The 15,448-nt window shown below is 56.9% G+C and carries 12 protein-coding genes and 1 tRNA gene; 9 read left to right on the top strand and 4 right to left on the bottom strand.

The genetic code is table 11. The features are described 5' to 3' along the window. Nucleotides 1-37 precede the first annotated feature (37 nt). The 3 genes from B5E42_RS04070 to B5E42_RS04060 all read right to left on the bottom strand — a co-directional run bounded on the left by B5E42_RS04070 (nucleotide 38) and on the right by B5E42_RS04060 (nucleotide 2,513). Nucleotides 38-256, bottom strand: a complete 219-nt coding sequence (locus tag B5E42_RS04070; RefSeq protein WP_087236911.1) for a hypothetical protein — start codon at nucleotides 254-256, stop codon at nucleotides 38-40. A 208-nt stretch (nucleotides 257-464) separates the two neighbouring features. Next, nucleotides 465-701, bottom strand: coding sequence for a hypothetical protein (locus B5E42_RS04065; RefSeq protein ID WP_087236909.1), 237 nt, complete (start codon nucleotides 699-701; stop codon nucleotides 465-467). A 78-nt stretch (nucleotides 702-779) separates the two neighbouring features. Beyond that, nucleotides 780-2,513, bottom strand: coding sequence for a DUF4163 domain-containing protein (locus tag B5E42_RS04060; RefSeq protein WP_141242454.1), 1,734 nt, complete (start codon nucleotides 2,511-2,513; stop codon nucleotides 780-782). A gap of 249 nt (nucleotides 2,514-2,762) precedes the next feature. Between B5E42_RS04060 and B5E42_RS19285 the strand changes: the two genes are divergently transcribed. The 4 genes from B5E42_RS19285 to B5E42_RS04040 all read left to right on the top strand — a co-directional run bounded on the left by B5E42_RS19285 (nucleotide 2,763) and on the right by B5E42_RS04040 (nucleotide 7,946). Then, nucleotides 2,763-4,085 (top strand): sigma-70 family RNA polymerase sigma factor, encoded by a 1,323-nt coding sequence (locus B5E42_RS19285; protein ID WP_087236903.1) that lies wholly within the window; start codon nucleotides 2,763-2,765, stop codon nucleotides 4,083-4,085. Between the two features lie 4 nt (nucleotides 4,086-4,089). Further along, nucleotides 4,090-4,359: a hypothetical protein gene (locus B5E42_RS04050; protein ID WP_141242453.1), complete on the top strand. Its 270-nt coding sequence runs from the start codon at nucleotides 4,090-4,092 to the stop codon at nucleotides 4,357-4,359. A gap of 159 nt (nucleotides 4,360-4,518) precedes the next feature. After that, entirely contained in the window at nucleotides 4,519-6,423 is a 1,905-nt protein-coding gene (locus B5E42_RS04045) for an S-layer homology domain-containing protein (RefSeq protein WP_162613906.1), read from the top strand. Between the two features lie 89 nt (nucleotides 6,424-6,512). After that, on the top strand, nucleotides 6,513-7,946 hold the full coding sequence (locus tag B5E42_RS04040) for a hypothetical protein (RefSeq protein WP_087236896.1): 1,434 nt from the start codon (nucleotides 6,513-6,515) through the stop codon (nucleotides 7,944-7,946). Between the two features lie 591 nt (nucleotides 7,947-8,537). On the opposite strand, the gene B5E42_RS04035 is transcribed toward B5E42_RS04040, so the two are convergent. Further along, nucleotides 8,538-8,613: transfer RNA gene (locus B5E42_RS04035), tRNA-Ala, on the bottom strand. Nucleotides 8,614-8,864: 251 nt separating this feature from the next. Here B5E42_RS04035 and nrdR point away from each other — a divergent pair. The 5 genes from nrdR (at nucleotide 8,865) to B5E42_RS04010 (ending at nucleotide 15,417) form a co-directional block, all read left to right on the top strand. Then, nucleotides 8,865-9,320 carry a transcriptional regulator NrdR gene (gene nrdR / locus B5E42_RS04030; RefSeq protein WP_087236894.1) on the top strand — a complete coding sequence of 152 codons (456 nt, stop codon included), beginning with the start codon at nucleotides 8,865-8,867 and terminating at the stop codon, nucleotides 9,318-9,320. A 535-nt stretch (nucleotides 9,321-9,855) separates the two neighbouring features. Next, on the top strand, nucleotides 9,856-10,260 hold the full coding sequence (locus tag B5E42_RS04025) for a hypothetical protein (protein WP_087236891.1): 405 nt from the start codon (nucleotides 9,856-9,858) through the stop codon (nucleotides 10,258-10,260). Nucleotides 10,261-11,018: 758 nt separating this feature from the next. Beyond that, entirely contained in the window at nucleotides 11,019-12,809 is a 1,791-nt protein-coding gene (locus tag B5E42_RS04020; RefSeq protein WP_162613905.1) for a Mu transposase C-terminal domain-containing protein, read from the top strand. Continuing rightward, on the top strand, nucleotides 12,806-14,152 hold the full coding sequence (locus B5E42_RS04015) for an ATP-binding protein (protein ID WP_087236887.1): 1,347 nt from the start codon (nucleotides 12,806-12,808) through the stop codon (nucleotides 14,150-14,152). Before B5E42_RS04020 ends, B5E42_RS04015 begins: the two co-directional genes overlap by 4 nt. Continuing rightward, complete coding sequence (locus B5E42_RS04010; RefSeq protein ID WP_087236885.1) at nucleotides 14,149-15,417, top strand: TniQ family protein; 1,269 nt, start codon at nucleotides 14,149-14,151, stop codon at nucleotides 15,415-15,417. The genes B5E42_RS04015 and B5E42_RS04010 overlap by 4 nt, the downstream gene beginning before the upstream one ends. Nucleotides 15,418-15,448: the final 31 nt, after the last annotated feature.

The following is a 15,448-nucleotide window of genomic DNA, read 5'->3' as shown; positions in this document are numbered from 1 at the left end:
CCGCAGTAGTACATTCTCCATTTTCAGACGCTTGTTTTCATACTTGATATTCCTGCAAAGTCCTGGCGGGTTTTCGTCCTCTCTGGTTGGACATGACTTGCATGGCTTTCTTTCGCTCTCGTTTCAGCAATGCATGGATTGGCCTGTCGCCCTTCAGCCCCAACCTTTCCGCAACTTCCCCCTGGCTCATCCCGCTCTCCAACATCCGCTTGATTTCTGGCAGAAGCTTCTGCACTTTTTGATACCTTCTTGCCATATAGAATCCCCCTGATGTAGTCTTATTTTCCTACATCAGGGGGGGACTTTGTCTATTGTCCGTTTTTGCTGGTTCGGTTCACTCAACTACAAGACACCGGATGGGCTCGAATTGCTCCATGAACAAAGGAGAGAGCGAACTGACTGATCTGGACAAAGGGTTGAAAGCTGGGTATTTTTCGTTTTTTCAACTACCAAGCTTGCGTCTTTTATCTTTGCGATATAGATAATTGGATCTTGCACGAGGAAAGAGCGCGCCTGAAATAGGTAAACAGGCTGTTCTCCCGGTGCAGGTTCAGCACATAGGTGAGCCCGCTGTTCACCCCGCGGATCAGAAGGACAGACCCGATGATCGTAAGCACCAGGAACCAGAAGGTATTCCCCACCACCACTTCTTTTGCGGTCCAGCGGACGGGCCGATCCGTGTCGCTTTTCACGTGTTTCATGTCTTTCTCTCCCTTTCAGTATGTTCTGTGTGTATGGCGCCATGGCGGCACCGCGTCCGGCATATTTTTCCGGGGTGTTCAGGACAGGGGCTTGAGCTGGGCCGTCAGCTCCACATCCAAAACCGCCGGCCCCACTTCAGGCAGCTCGTACTTGTCAAAGCAGACAAAAATGTGTCCCTCTGAGACATAGAACTGGAACTGATCCAGGGTATCGCTGCAGATCGTCTCCACCGCCGCGGTGCCGACCCCATATTCCTGTACCGCGGCCTCCGCGACCATCTCCTTGATCTCGGCCTCGCTCCCCTCCAGCAGATCATCCAGCCCCAGCAGCTCCCCCGTATCCACCCGGAAGGTGTAGGCGTCCGTCCCGGCATCGTACTGCCCGCCCATGTACCAGGAACTGCTCAGGGTCGCGCTGAACAGCTGGTCGGTGCAGTCCTTGATCTGGACCGTGTAGCAGTACGTGTAAATTTCGTTGGGGGGAATGTGGTTTTCCGGCGAATCCCACTCCTGGGCCCTGGCCAGAGACGGGTTGTCCGGGGAAAAGAACGCCTCCTGCTTCTGCTGGAAAAACTGGTTGATGACCTGGTAGCCGCCGGAGGCGTTGTCGAACACGGGCATTTCGAAATAGACCTCCATATTGTTGATGGGCTGATCCCAGTCGATCCGCTGGATGCGGGGGACGGGAACCTGGGCCGGGGCCTCCCCGGCGCTCTGGGGCGGCTCGGACTCCGGCTGGCGCTCCGCCCGGGCGGCCTGGGCCCCCTCCCGGAGCACCGCGGCGGTCTGTGCGCCGTCGCCCCAGCTGCCCTCCCAGCGGAAGGAGACGTCGTTCTTGCCGGAAAAGATGTCCAGGCCCACGCCCACCAGCCAGTTGTCCGGGGAGAGCCGATGGGCGGGCCGGGTGTCATCGCTGTACCGGATAAAGGCCCCGTCGGACGCGGCGATCCGCCAGTAGGTGACGTTTTCCTGGTCATACTTGTCCCAGACCGTCTCCTGGCTCCACTTGTCCCCGGTCAGGGTGGTGAAGTCAAAGCTCATATCCAAGTTCTCGTACGCCGCTATCTCGGTCTGGAGATCCGCCTCGGTGGGCTGTGTGTCTCCCACCAGCCGGAAGGAGATGTACCGCTCCGCCGGTTCGGCGGAGATGCGCCCGTCGGACAGGGGATAGGTCTCCGTGTAGTCGGAGTAGGCATAGGAGACCTCCAGTCCCCGGTCGGTCAGAACCAGGTACTGCGGCTGGCTGTCCAGCAGCGCCACGGCCTGGCTCCCATCCCAGTAGTAGACCTCTCCCTTGTAAAACTGGTAATCCTGCCGGGTGATCTCCCGGATGCCGTAATCGTAGTAGTACCCCTCCGCCACCAGCAGGGCGGGGATGCCGTTCCCCGCGTCGAACAGGGCCACCTGGCAGAGCGCATACTGCTTGAGCTCCGGCTTTCCATAGAGGCTCTGGCTCTCCCCGGCGGCCTCCTCTATGATCTGGGCGAAGGCCTCGGCCTGCTCCGGGGTGAGTGCGCACTGGGCCGCGCCGCCGGTGTAGGGCAGCTGACCCACATACGCCGTATCCAGCACCACAGGCGCCGGCGGGGTGGGCTCCGGCGCGGCGGATTCCGGCGCCGCCGTCTCCGAGGGCGAGGGGGCGGCCGCCTCCTGTCCGTCGGCGCTGCAGCCGCCCAGGGCCAGCCCGCCGCCCACCAAAATCGCCGCGGCCAGTACACCGGAAAGCATCCTGGCGGCGAGACCGCCCGGCAGGCCGGCGTATGCCCCTGCCCTGCACCGGCCTGCCGGCCCGGTGAGTTCTGTCCTTCTCATATCTGACTCCTTTCCCCCATCTGTGGGGCCGCACTCCCCCGCCCAGATGGGAACCGTTTCACTAGATCAGTACCCCGAGCCGCCAAACAGGTTTTATCTTTTCACAAATTTTTTCGAAAAAATTTTTTCTGTGCCGGCCGGGCTCCGGGAGAGCGGCCATAAAAACAAAAATTTTTTTCGGGAAATAAAACCAAACGGCCTCCAAGTGACACTAACAGACAGAGGGCAAAACAAAAGGAGGACGACAAGATGCAGCTTCTGCCAGATCTGAGCAACACCGAGGTGGTTCGCAGGCTGAGGGCGGGAGACGACGAGGTCTTTACCCAGCTCTACAACACCTGCTACCGCATGGTATATCTCCAGGCCATGAAAATTCTAAATCATAAGGATGACGCCGAGGACGTGGCCCAGGACGTATTCATCGCCGTATTCCATTCCATCGACAAGCTCCAGGAGCCGGAGGCACTTCGCTCCTGGATCGGCGGCATTGCGGTACACAAGGCTCTGAAAGCCCGCCAGAAGCGGAATTCCTCCCATGAGTTTGCCGTGGAGGAGAGCACCGTGTTTGACTATATCAATGCCCAGGGCAACGAGAAATCCCCGGAGGAGATCACGTGCAACCGGGAGGTCGGCGCCACCCTGGCCAAGATGATCGATCAGCTGCCCGATGAGCAGCGCATCACAGCCATGCTGTTCTGGTACGACCACTGCGGCATCAAAGAGATCGCGCAGATTATGGACTGTGCGGAGGGGACGGTCAAAAGCCGCATCAACTACGCGAAGAAAAAGCTGCGTCAGCAGGCCGTCCAGCAGGGAATGCTGGACTCCGTCCACCTGAACGCCATCAACCCCGCCATGCTGTTTACGGCCTTCCTGCTTCAGGAGCGCAGCCTGAACCTGGATCCCGAGGTTGTCCAGCAGGGCCTGGAGCATGTGCGCAGTGTGCTGGGGCTGGCGGCGGCCGGTACGGCCGCCGGCTCCGGCGCGGCTGCTGCCGGGGGAGGCTCTGCCGCCGCAGCGGGAGGCAGCGCAGCGGCAGCAGCCGGGAGCTCCGCGGCGGGCAGCGCCGCCGCCGGGGGCATCAGCGCCAAGGTGGCCGCCCTGGTGGTGGCGGGCGCCGTGGCGGTGGGAGGCGGCGGATACGCCCTCACCCACCTGCCCCCGGAGCCGGATGCGCCCGCCATAGCGGTGGTGGAGACCGTCACGTCCTCCCCCCCCCGCTGGCCACGGCGTCACCCACGCCCAGTCCCACGCCGCTCCCAACCGCAACACCCACACCCGTGCCCACGGCACCCGTCGCCCACACCCACGGCGACGGCCGCCCAGCCCACACCACCCGCCTTCTCCCACGCCAACCTCTACGGCCCGGTGACACCTACCCCGCTCCCACGCCTACGCCGACCCCAACACCACACCGACCCCCAGCCCCACGCCTGTCTCCGCTCCTACAGAGCCCTATTTTGCCGACAGCTACCGGGAGGATTTCCGGGATGGTCAGTATCTGGAGCTCCAGCTCTCTGGAAATACCCTTACCGCCACAGGAATGCGGGTTCTGGACAGCAGGCTGTATAATTATGTGGTATTGCGTACCGCGGGCGGCGAGAGCTACGTGCCCTTTGTATCCGGGCAGCCCTTCTCCCTCTTTGTGGAGGTGGATACGGACATCCTCCGTCAGATCGAGGCGAACAGGCCCGGCTCCCCCTATGCCTACTCCGTCGTAACTCTTCTGGTCTGCCAGAACTACACACCCGGGGACAGCTCCCTGGGCGGAACGGGCTTTGAACAGTGCAGCATCGGCATGGTGGCCCAGGGTGACGGCTGCACGATGAAGATCATGCCACGGTAGTGGTCTGGTCAAAATTTCTGTGGAAATATTTCCGGGGATAAAACCGACCGGGCCAGATCTGGCACTATATAGATGTACAGCAAAAAAGAAGGAGGAATTCCGAATGAGACACAGGCATCCATTCCGGCGCCTGGGCGCGCTGACCTGTACGGCCCCCTGGTGTTAGCTCTGCTACCGGCGGCCGGTGCGGCAGCCGGCGGGCTGACTCCGGCGGAGAGCACCAACGCCGGCGGCATCTATAACGGCTATCACGCCTGCCCGGCGGAGGCCTATCTGTACCAGGATGGGGAGAACCTGATCCGGATGGAGTATGATCCCGGCCAGAAAATAATCTCCGCCAGCACCGGCGAGATTACCATGCTCCGCCCGGAACAGATCATCGTGGAGACCTATAATAGCAGGTTTCAGCTGCTGGAGTCCCGCACGCTGGAGAAGGAGCTGCCCATCTGGGGAGGATTCTTTGCCGGGGCGGACTACAACTTCGTAATCTTCGGCCAGGCAAACCTCAATGAGGACGACAGTGTGGAGGTTGTCCGGGTGGTCAAGTACGACAAGAACTGGAACCGCCTGGATCATGCCAGTCTGTACGGAGCCAACACCATCGTCCCCTTTGACTGGGGCGGTATGGGCTGCGCCGAGTCCAACGGCCATCTCTACCTGCGCACCGCCCACAGCATGTATATGGACGCCGACGGCCTGAACCACCAGATGGACATGATGCTGAACATCCGCCAGTTAGACATGACCATCACGAACTCCTATACCGATGTGGCGCTCAATTCCGGCTATGTGGCCCACTCCTTCAACCAGCTGTTGCTGGTGGACCAGCAGCAGCGTCTGGTGGCCCTGAGCCACGGCGACGCCACCCTCCGAGGGGCAGTGCTCACCCGATACAAGGCGCCCGCCGGCGGCGACAGCTTCCTGGGCACTCCCAGGATGCGCGACATCTATCCCGATGACACCTGCGTCCGTTTCGCCGTGGACACCTGGCCGGGAGCAAGCGGGGCCAACAACACCGGCGCCCAGGTCACCGGCCTGGCCGAGACCAGCACCGGCTATCTCAGCGCATACAGCGAGACCGGCCTGGGGGACGCCTCCGACAACACAAATGTCTATAACGTCTATCTGGCCTATACCGATAAGAACAACTTCTCCGAGAGCGGCACCACCGTGCGACAGCTCACCAATTTCAGCGCCAGCTCCACCCAGTACGGCGCCCAGCCCCGGCTGGTGCCCACCGGGCTGGACGGGGGCTACATTCTGTGGCACCTGGCGGATAAAAACGGCGACTATTTCTATTACAGCGACAACATCCAATACGCCCGGTACGGTGCCGACGGCACCATCTCCGACATTCGGACGGCGGAAAACGCCCCGCTGTCCAACTGCCAACCCATCTACTACAACGGACAGGTGGTTTGGTTCACCACCCACGAATCCACCCCCACCTTCTACACCCTGGACGACAGCGGCGTCACCGCCTATCCGATGTCCGCCGCCCAGCCGGAACCGGAGCCGGAGCCCGGCACGGGCAGCTTCGCCGACGTGCCCGCCGGCGCCTGGTACGCCCCCTACGTCAACGCGGCCGCCCAGGCCGGGCTGATGGAGGGCACCGGCGACGGGCGGTTCAACCCCAACGGCACCCTGAGCATCGCCGAGGTGGTCACCCTGGCCGCCCGTCTCCACACCAGCCAGTTCGGGCTGATTGTCCCCACGGCCCCCGGGCCCTGGTATATGGGGGCCTACAACTACTGTGTGGCCAACGGGCTGTTTGACGAAATCCGGCTGCCGCTGAGCACCATGGACAACCTGGCAACCCGGTTTGACATGGTGGACATCCTGAACCGGGCCGTGCCCGAAAGCGAAACAGCCCCCATCCACCCCCACATCATCGTGCCCGACCTGGCCGAGTCCGACCCCTATGGGTGGGCGGTCTACCGCTGGTACCGGGCGGGCATCACCCAGGGCGACCAGGACGGGAACTTCAACGGCAGCTCCCACATCACCCGGGCCGAGACCGCGGCCATGCTGTGCCGCCTGGCCGGTCTGGCCGACCGGGTGTGAGCCGGAGCCCACCCATAATCAGTTGCTGATCCGGCATTTCGTCCGGTTCCAGTCAGCAGATCCCTGTCAACAAGAAGGAGGAATTTCAAATGAAACACAGGCATCCTTTCCGACGTCTGGGCGCGCTGGCCTGCGCGGCCGCCCTGGCACTGTCCCTGCTTCCGGCGGCGGCGATGGCCGCCAACGGGCCGCCCCCGGCGGTGAGCACCAACGAGGGCGGTATCTACAACGGCAACTGGGCGGTCACCATCCACTCCTACCTGTATCAGGACGGAGAGAACCTGATCCGGGTAGAGTACGATCCCGGCCAGAAGATGTACTCCTCCAACACCGGCGAGACCAAGGTGCTCCGGCCGGAGCAGATCATCGTGGAGACCTACAACAGCGCGTTTCAGCTCCTGGAGTCCCGCACGCTGGAGATGGAGCTGCCCATCTGGGGCGGGTTCTTCGCCGGGGAGGACTATAACTTTGTGATCTTCGGCCAGGAGAACCCCTCCGAGAGCGACCGCGTGGAGGTCATCCGGGTGGTCAAGTACGACAAGGACTGGAACCGCCTGGGCCAGGCCAGCCTGCGCGGCGCCAACACCACCGTGCCCTTTGACGCGGGCAGCCTGCGGTGCGACGAGTACGGAGGGTATCTGTACGTGCGCACCTGCCACGAGATGTATGCCAGCAGCGACGGTCTCAATCACCAGGCCAACCTGACCTTCTCCGTCCGGGAGGAGGACATGACCATCACCGACTCCTTCTCCGGCGTGGCCAACACGTCGGCGGGGTATGTGTCCCACTCCTTCAACCAGTTCATTCTGGTGGACGAGGACGGCAACATCGTCGCCCTGGATCACGGCGACGCGTACCCCCGCGGGGCGGTGCTGATGCGCTATCGCGCCAAGGCCGGCGGGAATCAATTCATCACCACCGGGGGCTCCTATTGGAGTGCCGTGTCGGAGAGCGTTACCGTCCGCGCCTGGCCCGGCGCCACGGGAGAAAACACCACCGGCGCCCAGATCACCGGTCTGGCCGAGACCAGCACCGGCTATCTCAGTGCGTACAGCGAGATCGGCAAGGGCTCCAGCTCCCGCATCGGCCGTGACGTGAGCAATGTCTACCTGGCCTATACGGATAAGGACAATTTCTCCCAGAGCGGTACTACCGTGCGCCAGCTCACCAATTTCAGCAGCAGCTCCACCGAATACGGCTCCCAGCCCCGGCTGGTGACCACCGGCCTGAACGGCGGCTGGATCCTGTGGGACATGGCGGAGAAGGCGGACAACGGCTACTTCTACAACACCAGGGAGCTCCAGTACGCCCGGTACAGCGCCGACGGCACTGTCTCCGACGTCCGGACGGCGGAAAACGCCCCCCTGTCCAACTGCCAGCCCATCTATTACAACGGCCAGGTGGTGTGGTACACCACCCGCGAGTCCGCTCCCACCTTCTACACCCTGGATGAGAGCGGCGTGACCGCTCATCCCACCGCCGACAGCCCGGCTCAGCCCGAACCCACGTCCGACCCTAACTGAAAGCATCCGACTGTCCGCCGTAGAAATAGTCGAATAAAACTGTCTGGCCCATGTTATCACCTCCTTTGGGCATGAAAAAAGAGCCGATTTTCGGCTCTAAATATTGAGAAATTGGCAAAAAATTGTTACAATAAAAAATCTTCACTTAATATTATCGGCGTTTGCTACGAAACCCATATTCACTTTTATATACACAATATTAGTCCAGTTAATTATATACATTTTGGTGGAGGTGCAGAATGCCTAAAATTTCCCCTCTTTCCCTTGAAGTCCTTACTAATATCTTTAGAACCAGCCCCAAAGATCCAATGCGTATTATTAACAGAGAAGGATCTATGAAAACGTTTCACCTATTATTGCATCTAATCTCAGAAAAGCAATATGTCGCATTGATGAAGCACTCTACTTAAAAAACTAAAAGACGTGCATCAAAGTAATGATAAAATTTGTCCCAACTTGGGATACAAAAAGGGGGCGTTCACACGGAACGCCCCCCTTGGGGAGTGTTGAGATGGCACGGATATGCCGATTTCATCAGAGAAAAGGGAAAAGGCTTGTTTTCTCACGAAACAAGCCTTTTTACACACCCTTTGGTGGAGATAAGCGGGATCGAACCGCTGACCTCTTGAATGCCATTCAAGCGCTCTCCCAGCTGAGCTATACCCCCGTATTCGCTTGTGCCTGCCGGACTGGCCGACCGAACGAATTGTATTTTAGCAGAGTGGGCAGGGTTTGTCAACTGTTTTTTTCTCTTTTTTATGGGGGCTGTTTCAGACAGGCAAATTTTTCAGAAAAAGGGGATACCCACGGGGAAAGCTTCATGGTATAATAAGGTATCATAGCATGCTATGCAGACAGCATAGCGGTGAACAGGCGGCGGACAGACGCTGGCCAGACTGCGGAAGGAGGCAGAACGCCATGAAATGTCCCTATTGTGCCCATCTGGAGAGCAAGGTGGTGGATTCCCGGCCGTCGGACGAGGGGGCCAGCATCCGCCGCCGGCGGGAGTGCCTGGCCTGCCACAAGCGCTTTACCACCTATGAGACGATGGAGAGCCTGCCCCTGGTGGTCATCAAAAAGGACGGCAGCCGCCAGACCTTTGACAAGAGCAAGCTGCTCAACGGCATGCTGCGCGCCTGTGAGAAGCGCCCGGTGCCCTTCAGTCAACTGGAGGGGATCGCCAATGAGATTGAGCAGGCCCTTCAGAACGAGATGGATCGGGAGGTGCCCTCCGCCAGGATCGGAGAGCTGGTGATGGATCGCCTGCGGGAGGTGGACGAGGTGGCCTATGTCCGCTTCGCCTCGGTCTACCGCCAGTTCAAGGACATCAGCACCTTCATGTCGGAGCTGAACAAGCTTTTGGCGGAGAAGTGAGCTGACAGTGTCTCGTCCAAAACAGACATAACATCCCGCTGAAAATGGCACGGGAGTCTAAGGTTTTACCCTTAGGCTCCCTTCTTTTTTGCCCACTTTTGGGGATTGGTCGATGGAGTTTATGAGGAAAAGACGAGAAAAACGTGATGAATTGGATCAAATGGCTGTTGACCAGAATGAGGGGCGAGAGGGACAAAATGAGCGAGATATTAGGTGCGTTTTGAATGAGACGATAACATGGAGGCTCGGAATAAATGGATTTAGTCGAAGATTTTGTGGAAAGGACGAAGCCGCAGGCGACGATATTTCAAGATAAAATATGTAGTGTATAGTTGGTTTTTGCTACAATTCTCTTTGATTTCCACGGAAATTGTTTCAAAAAGGCTTTTCGCAAGATCTCGGTTTAATTCCCAAAATTATTTGGAGTTTTTGCTGGAAAATTGCAAAATCTCGGAATAATTCAAGGCTTAGAAGGAATTAGCCGGCGATTTTGCGAAATTATTCCGAGAAAATGATGGAGGAGGAGAACTGACCAATGGAAAAAGCAGGGACGAGAACTCGTGACATTACTTACTTTTCCCAAAAGAACGATTGCCCCGTCTGCGTCCATTCTCAGGCAGCACGAAGGTATGCGGACCGGCTGGAGGAAGACCACACCGTTACTCGATATGAGGCAAATCAAACTTGGGAGCCATCCGCACTGCTCCACCTCAGCCATGTGGACATCCGGAAAGAGTATTTTCAAACGCAATGGGCCAGCGACTTTTGGATTCTCTATCAGGACGGGAGCTTTGGGATACGGGAGATTATTCGAAAAGCTTCGCTGGCAAATCGTGCGACGTGTGAGCGGCTGGAACTGTCCCGGCGTTACTGGGTGTTCCGGGGCTGCGGGAACTGGAAAGTCATCGTTGTGGAGGACGGCACACCCTTTGCCACCTGAGGGCTGGGCGGCGGAACTCTGTCCATTCTTGCGGGATAACTATTCTTGGAGCTTCAGTGACGATGACTGCTTTTTCTGATATGTTCCATCAAAAGAAACGAATGATCAGCCATGTAATAATAAGCATGTGGGTGGTCATTAGTTGGCTATGTGAAATGCTGTCGATGGACTTTGAGGTATTATCGCCTACACGCCATGCAATACATAGAAGATCAAGAGGCACATTATGCGTGGAGCACTGTGGGGTGCCTCGTCGGCTTTATTGCGTGGATTTATGGAACCAGAAGCTTCTGACGTTACTTTGAGGATTCATGGGCTGTTTCGATGGACGCAGTCCATCCCTTGTAGGCGAATGGTATTGTAATGCCAAACAGTACGGCAAGAGTCAGTTATCAAAAACTCTTACGTCAGCTATACACATGCTAAGAGAGGTTCATCGTTAGCTCAGCCCGCTGTGTCAAACAGCGAGGCTGAAGGAATAGTCTTAATCATTTTAAACATTTTGAAATGCAAAGACAGTTAACATAATTTTAAAATTAAAATCAGGTGATTTTTAAGTATCTTATCCGTGAAATTTTGATATTTTCCAAAGGAAATGAGAATAATTTGCGGCGAAATTTTTCGCTGAAATTTAATGGGTTCCGCCCGTCGGCAACAACACCCCGCTTTTTCGGCAGTAACACCCCGCTTTTTCGGCAACGATCCCCCGCTTTTGGCGTGATTGGAGCATATATTTTGTGATGAAGGAGGATGCAAAAATGTTTTTAGATTCTGCTGGGACCCGCTATCGAGTTCTGCGACAGCAAGCGGAAGGCACCTGGCTGATCTGCTACGACAAACCGGCGGCCCCATTTTTTGTATCCAGTGCGGTGTTAGAGAGGTATCAGCGCATCCAGACTCCGGACGAAACTTTGGAGGGGACACCGAGTACGAAGACCGCCGCTGAGGAGAAACGGCTGCTGCTGATCCAGCCTCTGATATCGGACGAGGGGTGCATGACCGACCGGGAGAAGCGACGATTATTGGCCAAGCGGCAGGCCCAGGAGTACAACACGACCTCACGCCGGGTGCTGCGGATCTATTACCGATGGCTGGCTTCCGGCAGTGTGTCTGCTCCCCCAAAGCAGGGGAAAAGCCGTATGATGGAAGACGTTAAAACTCTGTACGACGAGGCAATAGAGACCTACTACTTTTCCAGCGCGCAGAGGTCTTTGCGGGACGCCTACGACTGTATGCTGTTGGCCCACTATGTGGATGGGACGGGCAAGCTGGCGGAGAACCACCCCTCCTGGCACAGCTTTCGGCAATACTACTATCGCCAGGGGCTGCACAAGGGGAGCCGCAAAGCCATCACCCGCAGCGGATTGTCGGTGTACCAGCGAAATGGAAGGCTCCACTACGGCTCCGGTACAACCTGGAAGGACAAGATCGGCTACTACCAGATGGATGCCACCCAAGGGGACATCTATCTGGTATCCCGCTTTGACCCCTCCCTGGTGATCGGGCGGCCTTATATCTATTTGGCGGTAGATACGGCGACTGAACTGATCGCTGGGCTCTATGTAGGACTGACGGCTGGTGAGTCTGCGGTGGCCTCCTGCCTGGTCCATGCGGCCAGTGACAAGGTGGCCTACTGTGCCTCTTATGGTATCCAGATCACCCACGAGCAATGGCCCAATCGTGGTATTGCGGGCGGCATTATCACCGACAAGGGCCGGGAGTTCTGCGGCCAGCGGATGGACGAACTCTGTATCCGATATGGGGTGGAGCGGGAGAGCGTTCCTCCATTCCGGCCCGACCACAAGGGGATCGTGGAGAAAACCTTTGACCTGATCCAACAGAGGTACAAGAGCCTGCTCCGAGGCAAGGGAGTCATTGAGCCGGATGCCATGGAGCGATGGTCCACCGATTACCGTAGCCAGGCGATATTGACCATGGACGATTATACCAAGGTCCTGATCCACATCGTCCTGTACCTCAATAGCCGCACGTTAAAGAACTATCCCCTGACACCGGAGATGATGGCCGACCAGGTGGCCCCCACCCCTGCAAACCTGTGGCGGTGGTATGAGGATATGGGCCGCTCCGTCCTGCTGGATGTAGACGAGGAGAAGCTGACCTGCGTAGCCCTGCCCAGGGAAGAAGCCAGGGTGACACAAAAGGGCGTTGTATTCCGGGGGTTATCGTATAGTGATCCCGGTCTCCGTCGGCTCTTGGAGCAGCTGCAGGGGAGTAAGGTCACGGTAGCCTACTCCCCGGAGGACACTTCAAAGGTCTATCTGCTCCACGACCACAACTACTACCCTCTGCCGCTCTCCCAGGCCAGCAGCCGGTACCAGGGCTTGAATGAGGAGGAACTGGCGGCCTACCGAGCCAAGGAGCAGGAGCGCATCAGGGAGATGGCCGCCCAGGAGACAGAGGCAAGGGTTGAACTGCTGGGAAGGGCCAGAGAAATTATTGTGGGGAAAATTCAAGAGCATGAAAGCAAAAAAATCAGCGGGAAGATTATTCAAGAGAACCGGGAGCAGGAGGAGGGGTATCTGACGTGAAATATACCAACAGCAACACCGTAAGAGCAATCTACACCGAGCCGGAGGACAACCCCTATCTGGCAGCCCTTCCAGAATTGATGCCCAAGGATATATTTTTGCAGCGGCTTCAAAGCCTGCCCGTCGTTCCTCCTAATTTGTTATCGTTGAGCGGAGAGGAGCGCCGGAGACTGCTGTCTGGCCTGGCAAATCTATTCCTCCCGCTTGACTATATGTATACAATCTACGACCTGTTTTATCGAGCCATCCAGACTACCTACCATACCAAGACTGTGTTGGACTCTATCCGGCAAATCGGGGTAGTGCGGCAGAGTGGGCAGACTTCTTTTGGCACCCAGGCTCAAAGCGGCTCCATCCTGGGGATTCCCGGCGTAGGCAAGACATCCACCGTGCGTCGATGTCTCGCTCAACTGCCTCAGGTGATAGAGCACCGGGAGTTTCAGGGTCAACCCTTCTTTAAAAAGCAGATTTTATACATTTGCGTGGAGTGCCCCAGCGACTGCTCGATTAAGACCCTGACCTATAACATCATCGCCGCTGTGGACCGGGCGATTGGATCAGATTATTTTCGGGTAATCTCTCACCAGTCCCGGATCTCTGCCAGTGCCCTGACCACCCAGCTTAAGATCATCTGTCTCAACCATGCCATCGGGCTGATTGTGGTGGATGAGATTCAAAATGCCATCTCAACGGCAGAAAAGACTAGGCGGATTAAACCCCTGGTGACCTTCCTGTTGGAACTTCTGAATGACACCTGCACGGGGATCTATTTCGTTGGGACATTGGAGGCAGACGAAGTGTTTTGTGGACACGATCACTTGAAGCGGCGGACCCGTGGATTGCGGCTGCTACCCCTACGCCCGGACGGAACTTACCGCAGATTTTTGGAGACAATCTGGCAATATCAATTTACATTGCATCGGATTGCCCTGACAGATCAGATCGCCAATAAAATCTACGATCACTCCGGAGGCATCCCGGCGTACATCATCCAGATATTTATGGAGGCCCAAGCCCAGGCCATCATCGGGAGTGAAGATGTGATTGATGCCAAGATAGTGCAGCGAGCTATTAACATGTTGTGCATCAGCATTCCCAAAACATATCCCGCCGGCGTATCCCTCTCTGACTTCTCGATTTCTGTAGTAGAAGAAGGCCAGCACCAGGAGATGCCCGCCATCCCACATGATTCGGTGCCCAGAATGTATGCCACACCACGGGGCCGGCGACCAAAGGTCCGCGATCGAGTGGATTTGATCGAGCTGTGGAAACAGCACAAGCGGGCAGATTCTATCTGCAAGGTGTTATTGTCCTTGAACATAGGGGAGGTTTTGCATCTATGATCCCATTCTTTCCGGCCCCATATCCGGACGAACTGTGGTATGGAATAATCACACGGTTTCATCTCCAGTCTGGCTTTGCTTACTGGAGCGATACCCTTCAGATGCTATTTCCAGGATGTAAGCGCCCCAATGTCGGTAGCCTGCTACCCAATGAGACCATGCGGCAACTCACGCATAGACTCCCGGATGGAGTCCTGAACCTGGCGGAACTAGCATTGCATCACTCCCTCCTGCCCTTCCGTCTACTCTTTTTGCCAGAGAAACAGAAGGAAGAATATTTACGTCGTTACCTGGCCGGAGAGGATATACAGCCCCGTCTGCTGTCGCTTACCAAAAAACTGAGGGAGCATCCGTTACGATATTGCCCACTTTGCGCCCAGGCTGACCGAGAACATTATGGGGAATCATACTGGCACATAGAGCACCAGATCTGGATCATGCCGCTGTGTCCCGTGCATGGCTGCCGGCTGATGGAGGCTCCCTATCGGGATACCATGTCCCTCAGCAGACAGTTGGTATTGATTCCGGAAGAGAACCCCAAGCCAAATTTGGGGAGTAGCGAGACGGAACACGGTCTGACTGACCTTTTGCACCAGTGGTATCAGATGCCATTTGATGTAACCGCCAGCATAGAGGATACAGACAACTTGGGCCGGGCAATAGAAAACGCCGGCCTTCTGGCTCCGGGAAATGTCAGGAGGCTGGCCTGGGACACGGCACGGATATATACAGTTCTGACTAATAAGTTTGGAGCGGCTATGATTGAGGATGTATTTGGCCGGCAAATTACAGTGGCCCACGCTCGACGACTCCGGTTGGGTGAGATCGCCTACACCGAAGAATACGCACTTTTGTCCGTTTTGCTTGGAATGGGGCCGGAGGCGCTATTTACCAAGGAACAGGTTCCTCTGCATATCTATCAGAAGATGCTGGAACTAAGCACAAGGGGACGCCCCTACACAAAAAGGAATGTAGCCAAACTGTTGGGGATCCGGGTGGATCAGGTCATGCCCTATGCGGAGCGATTTGGGATAGAACCATTCTGGGTCCAAAGCGGAAAACAAACAGAGCCCGAAAAGCGGCAAACCTATGCCGTCACAATCCATCTTTCCGAGGAGGAGCGGAGGCACCTTGATGCTTACATGTCAGAGCATGAGATGGACGCCTACGGCCACGCTCTCCGCTACTTTATGCAAAAAGAACTTGCGCTTTTTCATGGGAAAACCAACGATAGTTCTTGTGTTTTTAGCGGAAATGTGATATAATATATATAACGAAACCGTGATCGGATTTGTG

The organism is Flavonifractor sp. An10 (assembly GCF_002161215.1).
Classification (GTDB): domain Bacteria; phylum Bacillota; class Clostridia; order Oscillospirales; family Oscillospiraceae; genus Flavonifractor; species Flavonifractor avistercoris.
Note: the sequence above shows the minus strand (reverse complement) of the source record. Positions and strands in the feature narration are given on the sequence as shown.

Bases quoted from the DNA above. Each gene is read 5' to 3' on its own strand.
- B5E42_RS19285 (WP_087236903.1), top strand. From the start codon at position 2,763: ATGCAGCTTCTGCCAGATCTGAGCAACACCGAGGTGGTTCGCAGGCTG.
- B5E42_RS04070 (WP_087236911.1), bottom strand. From the start codon at position 256: ATGGCAAGAAGGTATCAAAAAGTGCAGAAGCTTCTGCCAGAAATCAAG.
- B5E42_RS04065 (WP_087236909.1), bottom strand. From the start codon at position 701: ATGAAACACGTGAAAAGCGACACGGATCGGCCCGTCCGCTGGACCGCA.
- B5E42_RS04060 (WP_141242454.1), bottom strand. From the start codon at position 2,513: ATGAGAAGGACAGAACTCACCGGGCCGGCAGGCCGGTGCAGGGCAGGG.
- B5E42_RS04025 (WP_087236891.1), top strand. From the start codon at position 9,856: ATGGAAAAAGCAGGGACGAGAACTCGTGACATTACTTACTTTTCCCAA.
- nrdR (WP_087236894.1), top strand. From the start codon at position 8,865: ATGAAATGTCCCTATTGTGCCCATCTGGAGAGCAAGGTGGTGGATTCC.
- B5E42_RS04020 (WP_162613905.1), top strand. From the start codon at position 11,019: ATGTTTTTAGATTCTGCTGGGACCCGCTATCGAGTTCTGCGACAGCAA.
- B5E42_RS04040 (WP_087236896.1), top strand. From the start codon at position 6,513: ATGAAACACAGGCATCCTTTCCGACGTCTGGGCGCGCTGGCCTGCGCG.
- B5E42_RS04010 (WP_087236885.1), top strand. From the start codon at position 14,149: ATGATCCCATTCTTTCCGGCCCCATATCCGGACGAACTGTGGTATGGA.